The organism is Kineothrix alysoides (assembly GCF_000732725.1).
GTDB classification, from domain to species: domain Bacteria; phylum Bacillota; class Clostridia; order Lachnospirales; family Lachnospiraceae; genus Kineothrix; species Kineothrix alysoides.
On record NZ_JPNB01000002.1, the window covers coordinates 629,299 to 646,934 of the forward strand.

The following is a 17,636-nucleotide window of genomic DNA, read 5'->3' on the forward strand; positions in this document are numbered from 1 at the left end:
TCCCTTCGCTTGACTTATTGTTCCTTTTTTTGTATTGCCAATGCAACATGAATATTTAAGCCCCTTTGTTCCCCTGGCACATTGACGCCTTCTTCATACGATCCAACAGCATTAATATAATCCCCAAAACCATTGTAAAAATGATATATGTTTTCTCCATTCTGATTTTGCGTTCCCGTAGGAATCATCGTATAATAATGTCCTTCAAATTTTATGTCCGTACTTGTAACGATAATTGCATCATAATTCCCGCTCTTTTCATCAATCTCGTCTCCGAAAAGATAGGTGACCTCATATCCCTGATCTTCCATGTATTCTCCCATTACTATTATGTTTGCACCACCGCCTACGGTTCCAATATCCGTCCCATATAGGGCATCATTGAAGGAAACATCTGCTCCTACTGCATGCAGTGCATTATATACCGCTACAGCTCCGCATCCCATGTCTGATGCATTTGTATTGGCATACAAATATCCATCCTCACCACCTAATTTATTCTGATTCTTGATATACATATCATATGTTAGTGCCCCAGGAAACTGGCTGAGTGAGAGTGTATCGTTCGTCTTTTTGTGTTTCTCACGTGTCGCATTATTATTGGACCTTGGATAATATGCATCTGTTATTTTCCCAAAAACATCCTGTGCAAAATTAAATGCATGATTCAAATCATTTGAAACACGGTCTACAGCATTATCAATCATCTTGTTTACCGCTTTTCTTCCCATAACAGCACCTACACCTGGCACTGCCGTCAAGATTGTCCCAGCTAATCTTCCCGCCAACTCTCCACGGCTCTTCGCTGTTCCGTTTATCAGATCTTCCTCCCAGGCTGTCCTCAGGCTGTCTCCGATCCCACTCAGCATGGCCTTGCCGGTTTCCAGTACCCCATGCTCCCGGATCTCCTTCGATATCTCAGCAATGGCATCCTCTGTATACGTTATTCTTCTCATGGTTTCTCCCGACGCCTTCAGTAACCCTCCCGTCAGTCCATGCAGGAATGAAGTGACATCGGCCGATGCCTCCTTCAGGCTCCTGCCGCTGAACGCCATATAGCCCGCCGCCAGCAGACCGGTGACCGGATTGACATTGTTTGCAGCACATAGCATGGTAAGCACATTCCCTGTCGCACTATCCATCAGCTCATCCACATACCGGTCCAGCTTTTCGATCCATGTCTCCTGATTGGTCTCCGTCTTGTCCACTTCATAGTGGATCTTGTTCCCCAGCGCCTGGGCCCGGGCCGACTGTTCCGCCATCTTATTCTTGAAATAATCAGGCTCCAGTGCGGGATAATCCGCATAGGAAAAGGCTGGCTGGGGCTGAGGACTGAGCGTCATCTGGAACGTCAGCCGCTCCCTCCCGGTCTCCGGATATGCCCCGGTGGCATCGGTCAGGTTCAGCGGGCGGTTCAGCACATACACATACCGGTTCATCGTCTGGGGGTTCCCCGGATTCCCCGGCCACGGATCCGGGCTCAGGAAACGTCCGGCAGCAGGATCATACCGCCGGCCCCTGGTCCGGAAAGTTCCGTCCCCTTCCGCCAGATAGCCGGCAAACCCTACCGGCCCAGCTTCCCCTTCCTTCACGACGCCGAATTCATCGTAGGCGCAGACGCTCTCCGTCTTTCCCTGCGCGCTGCATACCCGCAGCACGCTGCCCAGATGATCCGTCAGGAAATAATGCACCGTTCCGTCCTCCTCCACATAGCCCTGGGGCAGACCGCTATAGAAATAACGCCGGGTCCCTTTTCCCGTCTCTTCTTCTATCAGGCCCCCGCCCGACGCAAGCCGCCGGTAGCGGAGCGCACCTTCTAAATGGGGGCCTCCCTTGCAGGCAGCGGCGCCCTCACTGCTCTCTATCCTTAACAGCTTTCCCTCTCCGTCATACCGGTAAAGGATCTTTTCTTCTTCCGACTCCATCTCCAGCCGGTTCCCGCGCGCATCATAACGGTAACGCCGCAGTACCTTTCCATCCTTACGGCTCTCCGTCAGCCGTCCCAGGGCATCATAGGCATAGCGGTATTCCCCGCTGTCCTCTTCACAGCCCTTCCGCGCCTTCTCCACGCGGATGCAGCTCCCGTTCCCGTCATAACCGTAGCCCAGCTCCTCGATGATCCCCCGGTCATCCTCATGAAGGATGCGGGCGATCCTTCCGCAGGCATCGTATGCGTAGCTGCTCCGGATCCCTCCCGGATATCGCCGGAGAAGGAGCCGTCCCGCCTGGTCCCTCTCTTCGGTGATCCCCGGAAGGGTCAGGGAAAGAGGCTCCCCTTCTTCCGGCAGCCCTTCTTCCCATTCCCCCGTGAACCCACTCACATCCGTTACCGTTCCATGAGCATCCTGCACGCTGGTCAGCCTTCCCCTTGCGTCATAGGTATAGCGGGTCTGTGCCCCCATAGGGTCCTGCTTCCACTGGCAGCGGCCCAGCGGGTCGTAGCCGTACCGGAAGGTATTGCCTTCCCCGTCGGTCACCCGGATCAGACGGTTGCGGCTGTCATAGGCATACCGGAAGGAGGTGCCGTCCGGCAGCTCCCTTCCGGTGACGTTCCCCGCCTCGTCATAGGTGCAGACCGCCTCCCCGTCATAGACAGGGGGCGCAGGAAGGACCGGACGGTACCCGCCTGTCCCCGGCCCCTCGGGCCTGCTGTCTTCCACACGGATCTCCCCGTCCTCTTCATACCCGTACCGGATCCGGCTGCCGTCCGCCCGGAGGAATTCCACAGGGCGTCCCTGGAGGTCATAGCCGATGGCGATCTCCTCTCCCGTTTCCTCCTGCACCCGGCACAGCAGTCCCTCCGCATTATAAGTGAACTTCCGCTCCTGCCCATCCTCCAGACGGCGGGCGATCAGCCTTCCGTTGCCGTCATAGCGATAGCTCCTTTCCGTCCCGTCCGGATGCCTTACTTCCAGCAGACGGCCATTCCCGTCATAGCGGTAGCCCGTGGTATAACCTCTGCCGTCCGTCCGTTCCTTCACACGGTTCCACGCATCATAAGCATAGCGGAAACGGATCCCTTCTGCCAGCTCCAGCTCCACCACGTTCCCTCTTTCATCATACCGCAGACGGTCCGCACCCTCCCCGGTCCGCTGCAGCTGTATGATATTTCCCTCCTCATCCCTTACGATCCCCGGAAGCTCCTGCGTCCGGGGATCTTCCGGCTTCTGCTCGAAGCTGAAGATATCCTTCTTCTTTTCCCCGCTTTCTTCCTGGGAGGCTATGAGCCGCCCTTGGCTGTCATAGAGGAAGACCGTTCTCCTTCCATCCCGTCCGGTCACCACCCTGCGGTTCTTTCCCTCCGTGTATTCGTAATGGATCCTGGTCCCGTCCCCGAAGCGCTGCTCCAGCACCCTCCGGCCGGCATCATAGGTATTCTCTACCTGAAGGGCCCCGGTCCGGTCCAGGACCCTGGTGATGCGGTTGTTGCTCCCATAGCCGTAGCACAGTCCATGCCCCATGGGATCCACCACCTGGACCAGACGGCCCTCCTCGTACACCAGGTCCACGCCCCTGCCCGTATGGTCCTCCACCCGGACCAGCCGCTCCTCTTCATACCGGTAGTCCAGGGCTTCTCCCGTGTCCGTCTCCATCCGGCACAGGCGGCCTTCCCCGTCGTAGGACAGGGAAGCTCCCCTTCCGTACATATCCTCCTGACGGAGGCATCTTCCATCCGCTCCGAACACGTACTGGACCGGACCGTTATCCTTGTACCTAAGCCCTCCCTCTTCCCGGAGCAGGACCCCGTCCTCCCTCCGGTATCCCTCCGGGCTCTGACGGAACCGTTTCCGGTTCCCTTCCGGTCCCCAGAAAGAAACGCTGTCCCCGTTCTGCTCCAGGCGCAGCTCCATGGTATGGACGAAGCTCCTTCCCATGCTCCCTTTCTTGGTGGAGAGGGAGTTATAGCTGTAGGCGAAGGACAGGGGGTAACGTCCCCCGATATACAGCGCCGTCTCCCGGAAGACGAAGTTGCCCGTCAGGATGTTCACCGGATCGCCGGTCAGGACGCTGTAATCGGCAAATCCCAGCAGCTCCAGGGCGCGTTCCTCATCGATCTCCTTCCCCGCTTCTGCCTCCTCCCATTTTCCCTTGTAATCCTCCAGCGCCTTGGTGAACTCCTCATAGCCCAGGGACAGGGCCCCTGCGTCGATCAGATCCTCCAGTCCCTGGATCATCCCGGCGCACCGGACCATCTTCCCCTTTGCCTCCTGCTGGAGCCCGGCTGCCAGCCCATCCTTCTGGGGGATCTCGGCGGACAGCCTTCCTACCGCCTGGTCCACCCGCGTGCGGGCGGTGGCATATGCCTCATAAACGAAAGTCCCGGGGACCGCTCCCATGCTCCCCGAAAAGGAGGGCTCCCTGCATTCGCCCGGTACCTGGCCGATCAGGCCCGCAACGGTCCTCATATGTCCGTCCAGCTCTGCGCTGATCCGTTCCGCTTCCGCCAGTGCCTTGATGCTCCCTTCCTGAAATTCCTCCAGTGCCTGCAGTTCAAATACCCGGTTCCTTTCTAATGTGCTCATCCCTTTTCCCCTTATCCCCTTTTTCTTATTTTACCCGCTGTCTCGTGAAGTTCTTCTCTACCCTGGCCACCTCTTCCGATGCCTTGTCCATCATGGCCGTCAGCTTTTCGAAGAACTCATTCAGCTTTTCCGTTGTCTTCTTATCCTCATCAATTTGTTCGATGAGTGCATCAACATGTTCGCATTTGGATTTACTTATTTCCGCCTTTATCGACGTGTAATCATCTGCATTCTTCTTGAATTCATTGAGTTTTTTATTGATGCTGCTTAATTTAGTGATTACGAGATATCTCTCATGCCTGATATTATCGCTCATATCATACTCCCCCCTTCTTTTCTATCCCGCGCATTGTGAATCAATCGCTGCGACAGCATTCATAAAGGTCTCCATGGTCTTTTCCGTAAGCTGGAACGAATCCTCCATGGAAGTGAGTATATTCACTTCCAGTGCACCCAGCAAGTCATCGACCTTAGCTGAAATTTTTTGTATGTAAAAACCTCCGTCTACTTCCGCCAGATTCTTTATATCCTTTATGATATCCCTTGCCGCTGCCAATTCTTCTTCATGAAGGCTTTTGAGCTTCAAAATAACTGCATCGTACTCCGTTTGCTGCATATTGACCAAATCTGCCATGTTCTCCTACCTCCTATACGTTGTTCAGTTCTACATATAGCGCGCTTACCTGTGACTCTAATTTGGATATATACATCTGCAATTTCTGTATCTGATTCGAAATACTTGCACGCACATTCCCTACGATGACCCTTGTATGCGTCATGTTCTTAAGCACTTCCGGGATATCTGCAGATAACTTTTCCGCAGTATCCCCTTCAAATTTATCCGTTACAAATACGTCAGATGCCATCTGATTCCCCTGATAGGCTGAATATGCACTGCCCCAATCACTTTGGCAGGCTGCCAGCTCCGCATTGGCCGAAGTGAAACTGCTGACCAGACTTCTTACGCTGGAGATTTTCGCATTCAGGTTGCTGATCTGACTTCGAATACGCGCTCTGCGTTCCTCTCTCTCCCTCTCACGTCTCCTTCTTTCGCTTTCTTCACTCATATCTCTTATCTCCTCTCTGCCGCCGCGTAATTCGTGTAGTGCGGCAGCAATAATTTTTCGTATCCGCCGTTTATGTAGAGCAGGCCTTCTCCAAGCACCGGCATCTCCTTTGACGGAACAGTCGGATAAATGCTTAAGTTTCCTTGTGAACCCACTACAAGTCCGTTTGCCGAAGTTTTAAACCATTTGGTCAGTTCGTCAAAGCCCTTAGGCTTGGAGCTGTTCACCGTCGCAATTATGCCGACTCCGGTTTCTACCGCTTTTTTAACGCAGGTAAGAATTTCCTTTGCTGAAGTCTGACTCTTTTCGATAAAATCATCCAGATCGTCTATGACGATGCAGCTTACCTTCAGAGCGCCATAGAATTCTCTCGGATTCAATGTTGCCTCTTCCGTCAGCGCCTTTTCGAAAAGCGCCTTTCTCCGGTCGCACATATCCGAGAAATCTTCCACGAAATCATCTATGTCAGACTGTGAATCGATATACTGTACTCCGCCTTGTCCTCGATTGTAGTAAAGCTCCTTGTTCTTGGAATCGAACAGGTATACCTCTCCCTGCTGTATGTATATCTGGTCTAAAATAACCTTCAGCATATTTGTCTTACCCTTTGTACCATCTCCGATGATTAAGAACGGCGACATGCTCTGCATAAAACCGCGCAGCTTTACGGTCTCTTTATGTAAACCGAGTATTAATTCATTCTTATCCGCACCTTCGTAATCCTTTACCATACTGTACTCGAACTTATCAGGCAATACCGGTATTCTGGGCGCACGCTTCGTAGGATACAGGCAGTAGATTTCTTCGATGAGCTGCTTTAAATTATTGTTATAATCCACCTCATTTTTGAAAGCAATCATGGTATATATCTGCATGATATTGACCGTAGTCATTTTTACGAATGCTCTTCCGCCGGCTTCCGGCAGCTTGTAGCTGCATTTGCCGACAATACTGTTCGCTTCCGAGGCATCGAATATATATCCCGATATTCTAATTTTATAGTTGTTAATCGCCGCATATTTGATACCGCTCATCCGGGTTGCCGTAATCAACAGGTAAATGCCCAATCCTGCTCCGTCTCTGCTGAGCCTTGTGAAGAAGTCTTCTACCTCGTATCCCAGCTCCTTCACGATATCATAGTTATCTATGGCGATTACTATCGCCTTTAACGGAGTATCCGTGCTTTGATTATATACGTCGAAGTTCTGAACCATTTTCTCCGCAAAAAGCTTCTTGCGGACTTTTATTTCTTCATTAATAATATTGACCAGCTTGCTCAATCTCTCATTGTCGTCGGCAGCGATATAATCCGCCGTATGAGGCAGCCTATTCAGCGGTATCAAAGCGTTATTCCCAAAGTCACAAATATAGAAATTCAGGTTGTCCACATGGTTCTTCATTGCCATGCTGAGTATTGCCGTAGTAAGAAATACGGATTTTCCGTAGCCTGCCGAGGCGAAGAACGCAGTATTTCCATCCTTTACCGGATTAATTTTGTATTCACACTGCCTTTGTTCCTCCGGGATGTCTACCATGCCCACCGTCACGGAAAGGTCCAGCGGATGCTTCTCCTCCTCACTGTTTATGCCGGGATTTTTCATCCAGCCTGCGGCCGCACTTGGACTGACTATTTTATATTCCAGCGGCGGCAGCCATGGCCGTTTCACTTTAGGCAGCTGTTGCTCTTCATAGACCTTATTCACTTCGTTTACCACTACGTCCAGCTGAGTAGCCTTGATTTGCTCGCCTTCGGGATTGCGGCTCAGATCGCCGTTTATCAATTCTCCCTGTCCCAACTCATTAATGATGTAAACTCTGTCATCTACAGTCTCTTCTTCCATTTCGTCCGAATAAACGGCTCCGCTCCATGCGGATTGGAATAACTCATAAATCTCGTTATTTCCGACCTGAAGGTATGCGCGTCCCGGCTGTGTTATCATTGCCGCATCCGAGGTCTTGATGATTTCTTTACTATCCGCTTCATTCTGTACCTTGAGCGCCAGCTTGAACCGGGAGTTCGTCCATATCTGATCGTCAACCACGCCGGACGGCTTCTGTGTTGCCAGGATCAGGTGAATACCCAGGCTTCGTCCGATGCGGGCTGCTGATACCAGCTCCGTCATGAATTCCGGCTGTTCCTTTTTCAATTCCGCAAACTCATCGCTGATCAGAAACAGGTGCGGAATAGGCTCGTCCACCTCTCCCAGCTTGAATAGCTTGTTATAGGCGTTGATATGGTTTACATTATTTTCTCCGAATCTCCTTTGACGTCTGGACAGTTCGCTTTTGATGGAGGCCATAGCTCTCATACTCTCGCTTCCGTCCAGGTTGGTAATGGTGCCCAGAAGATGGGGAAGGTCCTTGAAAAGCCCCGCCATTCCTCCTCCCTTATAGTCGATGAGAAGAAAGCCCACCTCATAGGGATGAAAGTTTACTGCCAGCGATAAAATATACGATTGCACGATCTCCGATTTACCGGAACCGGTGGTTCCCGCTACCAGACCGTGGGGGCCGTGAGCCTTTTCATGCAGATTTAAGTACAGAATATCGTCCGCGGCGCGCACTCCAAGCGGCACAGCCAAGGATTTGTGCGACTCGTTCTTTTTCCAGCGTTCCTCTATTCTAAGCTCTGAGGGCGTGTCTATGCCGTACATTTCAAAGAAAGTAATGCTTTCCGGTATGTGGGATACGATTCCCTGCTCATGAATAAGTACGCTCAGGTTTCTTGCCATCGTTTCAAAATCGGTATTTCCGGATCGGTTCAGACGGAGCTTCCGGTTTTGCATCATTTTCTCTTCCAAAAGCAGAGTGCCTTCCTCGGAGCTGTCCAACGTAACGATAGTTCCTATATTCTCCGGCAGGTTCGCCTGAAGATGAGTAGTATATATAATGGAAAATCCCAGATTGTCGCCTTCTTTATCCAAGTATTCCATAATGGAATGGTCCATAATAAGCTTCGGTTCATCGATGATAAACACATAATGCGGGAGGAATCTTGCTTCCTTTTTACTCTCTTCCAGCTTCATCTTTCTTTCCCTTATGATCCGGTGCATGCTCCCCAGCACCTGATCCCGCATTTTCTCGGAATTAATGCTGCCATACACGTTCATTGCATGAAGCTTCAGATGAGGGTACCAGTTCATCCATTTGAAGTCTTCGTCATATTTCGGATCATAGATATTGATGATCTGAAGGTCATGATAGCTATGAAAAAAAGTAAGCTGGGCAACGATCAGCTTCAGCTGTTCATGGATGACATCCTTTTCCCCTACCACTCCTAAATGAGCTTTCTTAAGATCTACGGATACCGGTTTGTGATCCATGTATAAAGAACCGTCATAGATGCTCTTCGCTTCCTGTTCCAGCTCATCCTGATCCAGCGACAAATCATTATAATTCAGATTAATCTTAAAGCTTACCTGATCCCTGACGCTGCCCAGCATTATTTTCAGGAAGTCATCGTCATTCGAGCCTCGTTCATAGATTCTGCTGTTATAACCATTTACCATTTCCTCTATTTTATTGATAGACGGATAGTTATATTCCAACGCTTCCAGCTCTTCCATCCGTGCACGGTTTATTTTTTTCCGGGTATCCAGCAGATACTGTTCATACATTTCCTGCCTTTTTTTATTTCGTTCCGCGCTTTCCTTTTTATCATGTACGAATTTGGTAATAGACGCGACCACGCTCATGACCGTCGATGCGGCTGACATAATAACATATATTCCCCGTCTCATGACGATGCTTATCACGATAGTGATACATAGCATAATAATCGGGGTCATAATAATCTGCGCCAGACTGCTCTTGCTTATCTGCGTCTTGGCAGGCGGATTGTCTATCTTTATTTCCTCTGTGGGTATCCGCTTGATAAGACGGGGAGAACGCTTGTATCTTGGAAATCCTTCAAACACGCTTTCACGGCCTGCCGTTTCGAGCAGGCTTGTTTCCATTGCCGTCTCCCGGCAGCGGATAACGATTTGCTTTTCAAATAACACGATTTTGACCGTATCTGCCAATATGACATCGCCTTCATGAAAGACGATGTCACGGCCTCCCTCGTACACATCTATTTTATTTCCGTTCATATAGAAATCTGCCGGTCTGCCGGCCTCCGCCACATACAAGGAATCCTTTTCCAGTATAATCCTGAAGGGGAACCCTTCTATCCTGATATCGGCGTCCAGCGCCGCAACCGTCGTGACCTTTGCTCTTTCCAGCGTCACTTTCTCCCCGCTGATATAGAGATATTCCTTTCCCTTTGCTGTTCTGCTCCATAAGAACGGGCTGACATCATCGGTCTCCAGCGCTTCACTCCCTACATGTAAAGCTTTGCTGACCGGATTTTCTACATAGTAATTCTTTTCCTTCGTTAAAATGTAATCCATACTTTCTCCCCTATTCCCCTATTCTTCGGTTTCGTACTTTCCCGCCAATTCCTCTATTTTGCTTTCCATGTCATTCAATAGAGCGGTTTTTTCCGCACCGGATAATTCCGTATTTTTCTCCAGAAGAGATCTCTTTGTCAGATAACAATATAAAAGCAGCTGGTCATCCGATCTTTGAAGCGCAATGTTCTCTGCCTCGTCCGTATTAAGCCTTCCCAGATATATCCAATACTCCTTAAGCTTCTCATCTCCATTGATGCTGATGGATGCTAATATATTTTCTTTCTGTTCTGATGTCAGATTCTCACTTTTTACATAGGCTACGGATAACATGTATTTCTTATACTTGTCCAGATACTGCATATCCACATTTTTCAGAGAATCGATAACACCCACGTAATTGGATTCCATAAAAGCATTGTCGGCACTGATTATAGCGTCTGTCCTGGGTCTTTGTACAAACGATGCATACATGATATATGCGCTCGCACCAATTATCAAAAGCAAGCTTATAAACAGATACCACCTGTTTATCCGGTACCAGCTTCTTTCTACTTCCATTCTTTTTTCCCGAAAAGCAATATCCTCCTCCTGATATTCCTGACCGAGAAAATCCACAATTTCCTCGAGGGTCTCTAACGGCATGATTTTCGCCAGAAACTTATCCTTCTTCATCAGATTCATGCCGCCGTCCAGGTAATCCTCATATTTATATCTTTTCTGCAGAGTATATCCTATCAGAGCCTTATAACATGTAATGAACTGCTGCTCATCGGCTGCTGTTCCGCGCTCATAGACATCCCTGCGCAAAACGGTCACTCTGCCATTCCTGTCATAATACAGGTTGTCGTCGGATAATCTGAAAAAATAATCTTTATATAAATTAACAAGCCCCGCCGCATCCAAAAGCACAAGAAGCTTCTTATATTTTTTTTCTTTCCTTATTTCCTGAAAAGGCTTCAGGTCGTTTAAATCAAATGTAAATATGAGCTCTTCCTTTTCTTCCTTAATGATACAGTCCGCAAGACCGGCCCTTTTAAACTCCAGCTTCTTATAATCGAACTTTCCTTCCGCATTCAATGCCGATTTTTTAACGGCTTCCTCAAAAATATATTTGTACTGCTGTTCCATGTTACTGGCCCCCCTGCTCCTCATTTCGTATTATTATTTAATTATCCTGTTGTTTAATATATAAAATATCTCCGGTATATATATTTGCCTGCTCATATGTCAGCTTTGTATTAATTCTTTCTTTCCTGCGCATAGAATGTACCGTCTGGCTATCCTCTGCACTCAGACAGGGCAGCCTCCCGCTGTCCGCAAGTATTTCCAACGTCTCCTGCAGCTTCTGTTCTCTATTCACTTGTATATCTAACCTTTCATTCCGAATAACCAGCGTTAAGCTTATAAGCATTTTTTCTCCTACCTCCCTTTTTCTCTATCCAGAAAATTCTGTACAGCAAGAGCACTCCCAACATGGATATGCCGACCATAAATATCGAAAATGCCGATATTTCCCTTCCGGTATTTTTGTAATCCTGCATCAGTACCTGCGATGTGTTTTCCGTAAAAAGCAATCCGTATATCTCATCTTTTCCGGTATCCGTCATATCATATCTGCCCGAAAAAACGCTGCTTGTTATCTCTGTATCCTTCACAGCATCGGCAGAAGCCTCCTGACTCACCTTTTCCTCGAACCAATTGGTAAATACCTCCACTCCGTATAAATCCGTAAGCGATGTATAGGCATCCTGCTTTTCCTTCACGCTTTCCGGTCTCAGCTCGAGCATGGTACTTTCATCAAAGCTTATTTCTTCTTCCACCAAAGCATCCCCCTCTCTTTCAGATATCATCATAGGAGCATTTATCCTATTGCAGAACAAAAGTGTGCTTCTCACACTTTCGCGGCCAAGTATTTAGGCAGCACAGCTTTTGTTCCTCGCGCGTAGCTGCGCATCTTCTTGTTCTATAATAGGAGCATTTATCCTATTACAGAACAAATAGCCGCTGCAGAATATCCTATATCCTGCAGCAGCTGCTTTTGTTAGCTTATGCTTACATGAGATTTTGCAAAGTTGCTCTCAACCTCGCGCATCTGCGCGATGTATTTCTGAGCCAGCTGTGTAATCTCATTAAGCACTTCTGTCGACTGATCAAGACTCTTTTTTAAGGTGTCATAATCACTTTCGAATATTTCTTCCGCATCACCTTCCCATACACCGGTAAATGTGCTGACAATACTCTTCATTTCTTCAGAAGTTTCGGAGAATCTTCCTGCAACATTTAACAATTTGCCACAGTTATCCTCCATTTCACCGTAACTAAGTCTTACTCTTTCTCCCATTTATTTTTCCTCCTGTAAATAAATTTTTATTAATAATTGCATCCCCTTTTAACTGAGCAGATTAATACATACTGCTCTTTAAAATAAGCTGCATATTATTCTGAAATATAATCCTTGCCGCCTATCTTTTTATTATCCTGCACTAATCTTCCGGCAAGCATAATCAAACCCTCTACAACCAAAAGAGAAATCATCACAATTAATATAGATTTAACGCTGCCATAATCATAGAGAAGGGAAACTGCTTTCTTCACAACACTCTTATCCTCGCTGTTAAGCGGACTCACAATAAAGTCGTATGCCTGTGTGTATTCTACGTTTCCCAGCCTCGTATAAGGAAGCTTATTAGAAAAATCGTTTAGAAGTCCCTTATTCTGTTCGTTTAATTCCACCCTGTCAGTTTTCACTGATTCCATTGTGGACGTTACGTTATTTGCCGTTTCCTGATATGTATCATTAACCTTAGTCTGGAGCTCTGTCGTATTTTCTTCAGCAGTCATGAACACGTCCGAGATAAAGTCACGGTAATCCATGTTCTTATCATTCAACTTAGATTCCAGCGTCTGAAGGTTATCGTTGATTTTCATTAAGGAATTGTCAATTTCTCCTTCGTCATAGTATTGAAAAGGATCGAATTTCTCCAGGGTACCCAGATAGGTAGTCATATCATCCGTAAGCTTACCCGTATTAACCGAAAGCTTCTTCTTTTCTTCTTCGCTCCTTTTCTCAATCTTCTTGATAATTCCCTCATTAAATACTTTCACTATGCTCTCTTGCTTTACCGCCTTCATGGAATCTATATCATCTATCAGCTCACCGAAGACTTCCTCGCTTTCTTCCTGCATATCTATTGTTTCATTCTCTATCGTTATCTCACATTCGGGCATTTCATCCAACTGGACTATAAGAGAATCTATGCTGGCCAGTACCGCTTCATAGTCCATAAGAGGAACATATTCCTCGTCATCCTCGTCGTCCTTGCCATCATCTTCGCCGTCGTCGCCGTCGTCTTCATCACCTTCGCCGTCTTTGCCGTCATCTTCATCATCTTCGCCGTCGTCTTCATCATCTCCGCCGTCTTCGTCGTCTTCATCATCTTCGCCGTCGTCTCCGGTTTCTGTTCCGCCTTCTTCACTTCCTGTTCCGCCGCCTTCACCTTCCATGAATGCCATTCTGCCTTCTACAGTTTCTGTTCCGCCTTCCTCGCCGCCGCCTTCTTCGCCGCCGCCTTCTTCACCGCCGCCTTCTTCGCCGCCGCCTTCTTCGCCGCCGCCTTCTTCACCGCCGCCTTCTTCGCCGCCGCCTTCTTCGCCGCCGCCTTCTTCGCCGCCGCCTTCTTCACCGCCGCCTTCTTCACCGCCGCCTTCTTCGCCGCCGCCTTCTTCACCGCCGCCTTCCTCTTCTTTTTCCCTATCTTTTTCGGAAGCCTCAACTATAATCGCCCTTAGACCATCCAGTTCTTCAATTATTTTACTCATATTGCTATTCAGTATTTCATTATATTCGTTATTGGTGTTCGTAACAGTTTGGCTCATATTGCTCAACCTTTGGTCAACCTTAGCCTGCAAAATATCACTTACCAAAAGCGGAGGAGAAACCGTTTCCTGATTATCAGCTCTTCCCGAGGTTTTTACTATGCCAGCTACATCACCGGACTTTTCCCATCCGAGCCTTTCTTTTAGCTCATTCTTTTGTCCGTCCGCCACTTCATTATAATTCGTTACATAATTTTCTATTTCTTCTATTCCAGGCTGGTAAATAGGCATTCCTGAGCCGTCTGTCATCAAATTAATTTTTTCTGCTTCCGACGTAAGGAATTCCGCCGCTTTTGTCACCTTTTCACTTCCGCTCCTCACTGTTTCAAACTCGCCTTTTCCTTTTGTTATGGCCTCTTTAGCGCTTTCATTTGTTTCCTTCACCGCTTTTTGATTCTCGCTGTAAATATCTGACAAATCAATGTCTTGGATTTCATCTTTTACACGCTCGGGTTCGGGTAACTCCATAAATTCGATTAAATTGGATGGATCGAGCTCCAGAAGTGCCTGCATATCCTTTTCATCATTTTTCATGATTACTTTAGCGGAATCCTGCACGCCGTGAAACTCTCTTAAGATAGCTTCCACATACATGTAGGACATATTTCTTCCCATAATGCTCTCAAAATTTTTGATCTCCGCTATGATATGGTTGCTTACCACACTTTTCAGATTGGGATTCATAGCATATTCCACAATCGATTTTTGTGGAATTGAATTAATACTTTCCGCATTGGCAGAAAAAGATGCCGGTACGATAATGTAAGCCGCATAGCTCCCATCATATATTCCGGTCCTCGCCTCCTCCAATCCTGTCGACACAAAATTATCGCTTGGAAACTCCATAAGCAGCGCAGCATAATTAATTTTACCCTCATCGGTATAAATACCTTCGTCCAAATTAACCACTGCGATATCTTCGACAGCTTCCAGCTGCTCTTCTTGTTTTAACCTGTTTTGTTCTAATTGAATTCCTGATAGCAGACCTGCTGTAAGAAAAATAGATATTGCCGTTAATACCGTCAATACTTTCGTAAATTTGATTATTTTCACTTTTTTTCCCCTCTTACATGTATAAAAGACATGCTGCTTTTTTATGTACTTCTCACTTTTGTGTACAATTGTTGACTTATTATAATATTTTTTTCTATGATATCATATAAATATAGAATTTTCAACCGTTTATCTTTTAACGGTCGCATAACTACGCTATTGGTATATTTCTCGTTTTATTGTGTATTCTATGCTCGATTTACATTTGAAAAAGACCTCTTTTCTTCTCCAATGTGAGGGTTATTCCGCCACTACATACCATTTGTCCTGCATTTCACCGATGATTAGGCATAAAACAAAAAAGACCAACTACCGTTTACGATAGTTGATCTCATTTCTAGTATTAATCCATTACATACGGCATCAATGCGATGTGGCGTGCTCTCTTGATCGCTACTGTAAGAGCTCTCTGATGCTTTGCACAGTTTCCTGTGATTCTTCTGGGAAGGATTTTTCCCCTCTCAGATACATATCTTTTTAATTTATTTACATCTTTATAATCGATAACATTGTCTTTGCCGCAAAATACGCAAACTTTTTTTCTTCTGCGCATGCCGCCTTTTCTTCTCATCGGAGAATCAGACCTCTCTGCTTTATTATAAGCCATAATAGTGCCTCCTATCTCATATTCAATTATCAGTTATGAACTCCATATTTGTAATAAATACCGAGTTCTCATTTTTTAATTAAATGGAAGCTCTTCATCTATTCCATCTGGAATATTCATGAAGCCATCCCCTGCCGCCATGGGCTCGGGTCTTCCACCACCGGAAAAATTACTGTTACCGGCAAAACCCCCGTCTGCACCGGCACTGTTTTTGCTCTCCGCAAATTCCTGATCCTCGACAACAACATCCGTCGTATACACCTTTACGCCATCCTTATTGGTATAGCTCCCCGTCTGGATACGTCCGGTAATCGCTACCTTCGTTCCCTTCCGGAAATATTTCTCCGCGAATTCTCCCGCTTTGCCGAATGCTACGCAGCCGATAAAATCTGCAGTTGCATCGTCGCCGCTTCTTCCGAATCTGCGATCTACAGCAAGTGTATATCTGGCAATTGCCATCGGGCTTTCCCCTTGTGAATATCTCACTTCAGGGTCCCTCGTTAAACGTCCCATAAGTATTACTTTATTCATACGTTCTCCTGTTCTATCTTATGCCTCGTCTTGTCTGACGCATAAATATCTGATTACATTGTCCATGATACGAATTCTGTTTTCGATTTCTAACGGAACAGTGCTCTCAGCATCGAAGTGAATGAAGTAGTAGTAGGCTTCTTTCATTTTCTGAATTTCGTAAGCTAATCTCTTCTTACCCCATTCATCCACGTTCGTAACCTGTCCACCGAATCTTTCAACAAGAGCTTTGCATTTATCCATAACTGCTACTCTTTCTTCGTCTTCGATTTTTGCACTGACAACAACGGCTAATTCATATTTGTTCATGTGCGTTACCTCCTTTTGGTCTCTGGCCCTCATTCTCAGATGAGAGCAAGGAATTTAAAATATATCACGAGTTACTATGATACCATACAACCCCGTTGTTTTCAAGGCTTTTGTTTAATTTCTTTGACATTTTTCTCAAGCACCCTGCGCGCTATCATGATTTGATGGCCGCAGCCTGCACATTTCAACCGAAAGTCCGCTCCAATCCGCAGTACCTCCCATTCCTTGCTGCCGCATGGATGCTGCTTTTTCAATCTCAGAATATCTCCAACCTGAATATCCATACAATCTGCCCTCTCAGTCCTATCCTACTTTTACGCAAAACTCACATTCTTTGTTACTGCTCACTCCGTGTTACTGTTCACTCCGTTCCCAGTAACGCATGATTACTGCATTTAAATTCGCTCCTCGAAGCAGAAATCATCTCTTGCATCACGTTCTTACGCAGCTTAACAGCAAGTGTTAAGCTACTGTGTGAACAGTAACCTTTCTTTTCTTCCTAATTTTATGAGCAGTCCGGCACATGCTGCGGTCTTATTACAGCAACTTTAAGACCTCACCGATACTGCCCTGAATGATGAAATCTGCCACATTATCCCTCATAGTCGGCGTTTTGTTAATAAGCACGAGCTTTTTCCCTTTATACCCGTCGATCATTCCTGCTGCCGGATATACCGCAAGCGAAGTACCTCCGATAATGAGAACCTCCGCATTTCTTATATAGTCCATGGCCTCCGCCATTACCTGTGAATCCAAGCCTTCTTCATAGAGAACTACGTCCGGCTTAATGGAGCCGCCGCACTCGTCACAGCAGGGCACTCCTTCGGAATGCAAAATATGTTCCGCAGTAAAAAACTTTCCGCAGTCCTCACAGTAATTCCTAAGTACCGAACCGTGGAGTTCCAGCACCTTTTTACTTCCTGCCGCCTGATGCAGGCCATCTATATTCTGCGTGATGACTGCCTTTAGCTTCCCTTCCTTTTCCCACTGTGCAAGCTTTATATGAGCTGCGTTGGGCTTCGCCGTCAGACACAGCATCTTATCTCTGTAAAAACGGTAAAATTCCTCCGGCTTTCTTCTGTAAAAAGTATGGCTTAAAATCGTTTCAGGGGGATAATCATATTTCTGATTATAAAGGCCGTCCACACTTCGAAAATCAGGTATACCGCTTTCCGTAGACACCCCTGCGCCGCCGAAAAATACAATATTATCACTTTCGTCTATTATTTTCTTTAATTTCTCTATTCCATCCATGTCATCCGCCCCTTTCCGTTTT

The 17,636-nt window shown here is 47.0% G+C and carries 15 protein-coding genes; all 15 read right to left on the minus strand.

The window, feature by feature from the left end; genetic code table 11:
- Positions 1–14 precede the first annotated feature (14 nt).
- The 15 genes from CC90_RS0113870 to CC90_RS0113940 all read right to left on the minus strand — a co-directional run bounded on the left by CC90_RS0113870 (position 15) and on the right by CC90_RS0113940 (position 17,614).
- Positions 15–4,523 carry a DUF6531 domain-containing protein gene (locus CC90_RS0113870; RefSeq protein ID WP_031391368.1) on the minus strand — a complete coding sequence of 1,503 codons (4,509 nt, stop codon included), beginning with the start codon at positions 4,521–4,523 and terminating at the stop codon, positions 15–17.
- 25 nt (positions 4,524–4,548) lie between these two features.
- Entirely contained in the window at positions 4,549–4,839 is a 291-nt protein-coding gene (locus CC90_RS0113875) for a hypothetical protein (RefSeq protein WP_031391369.1), read from the minus strand.
- 21 nt (positions 4,840–4,860) lie between these two features.
- On the minus strand, positions 4,861–5,157 hold the full coding sequence (locus tag CC90_RS0113880; protein WP_031391370.1) for a hypothetical protein: 297 nt from the start codon (positions 5,155–5,157) through the stop codon (positions 4,861–4,863).
- A gap of 13 nt (positions 5,158–5,170) precedes the next feature.
- Complete coding sequence (locus tag CC90_RS0113885) at positions 5,171–5,590, minus strand: hypothetical protein (protein WP_031391371.1); 420 nt, start codon at positions 5,588–5,590, stop codon at positions 5,171–5,173.
- A gap of 5 nt (positions 5,591–5,595) precedes the next feature.
- Positions 5,596–9,981 (minus strand): type VII secretion protein EssC, encoded by a 4,386-nt coding sequence (gene essC / locus CC90_RS0113890; protein WP_051869591.1) that lies wholly within the window; start codon positions 9,979–9,981, stop codon positions 5,596–5,598.
- Between the two features lie 18 nt (positions 9,982–9,999).
- Positions 10,000–11,112 carry a type VII secretion protein EssB/YukC gene (locus tag CC90_RS0113895; RefSeq protein WP_031391373.1) on the minus strand — a complete coding sequence of 371 codons (1,113 nt, stop codon included), beginning with the start codon at positions 11,110–11,112 and terminating at the stop codon, positions 10,000–10,002.
- Between the two features lie 37 nt (positions 11,113–11,149).
- On the minus strand, positions 11,150–11,395 hold the full coding sequence (locus CC90_RS0113900; protein ID WP_031391374.1) for a hypothetical protein: 246 nt from the start codon (positions 11,393–11,395) through the stop codon (positions 11,150–11,152).
- A complete protein-coding gene (locus tag CC90_RS0113905; RefSeq protein ID WP_031391375.1) occupies positions 11,361–11,837 on the minus strand; it encodes a hypothetical protein in 477 nt (158 codons plus the stop codon). Before CC90_RS0113905 ends, CC90_RS0113900 begins: the two co-directional genes overlap by 35 nt.
- Positions 11,838–12,025: 188 nt before the next feature.
- The gene (locus CC90_RS0113910; RefSeq protein ID WP_031391376.1) at positions 12,026–12,325 is read right to left on the minus strand and encodes a WXG100 family type VII secretion target; all 300 of its coding nucleotides are present in this window, start codon (positions 12,323–12,325) and stop codon (positions 12,026–12,028) included.
- Positions 12,326–12,420: 95 nt separating this feature from the next.
- Entirely contained in the window at positions 12,421–14,913 is a 2,493-nt protein-coding gene (locus CC90_RS24420; protein ID WP_051869593.1) for a YhgE/Pip domain-containing protein, read from the minus strand.
- A 343-nt stretch (positions 14,914–15,256) separates the two neighbouring features.
- A complete protein-coding gene (rpsR, locus tag CC90_RS0113920; RefSeq protein WP_031391378.1) occupies positions 15,257–15,520 on the minus strand; it encodes a 30S ribosomal protein S18 in 264 nt (87 codons plus the stop codon).
- A gap of 75 nt (positions 15,521–15,595) precedes the next feature.
- The gene (locus CC90_RS0113925) at positions 15,596–16,051 is read right to left on the minus strand and encodes a single-stranded DNA-binding protein (protein ID WP_031391379.1); all 456 of its coding nucleotides are present in this window, start codon (positions 16,049–16,051) and stop codon (positions 15,596–15,598) included.
- Positions 16,052–16,069: 18 nt separating this feature from the next.
- The gene (rpsF, locus tag CC90_RS0113930) at positions 16,070–16,360 is read right to left on the minus strand and encodes a 30S ribosomal protein S6 (protein ID WP_031391380.1); all 291 of its coding nucleotides are present in this window, start codon (positions 16,358–16,360) and stop codon (positions 16,070–16,072) included.
- A 101-nt stretch (positions 16,361–16,461) separates the two neighbouring features.
- Positions 16,462–16,644 (minus strand): DUF951 domain-containing protein, encoded by a 183-nt coding sequence (locus CC90_RS0113935; RefSeq protein ID WP_031391381.1) that lies wholly within the window; start codon positions 16,642–16,644, stop codon positions 16,462–16,464.
- Positions 16,645–16,897: 253 nt separating this feature from the next.
- Complete coding sequence (locus CC90_RS0113940; protein ID WP_031391382.1) at positions 16,898–17,614, minus strand: NAD-dependent protein deacylase; 717 nt, start codon at positions 17,612–17,614, stop codon at positions 16,898–16,900.
- Positions 17,615–17,636: the final 22 nt, after the last annotated feature.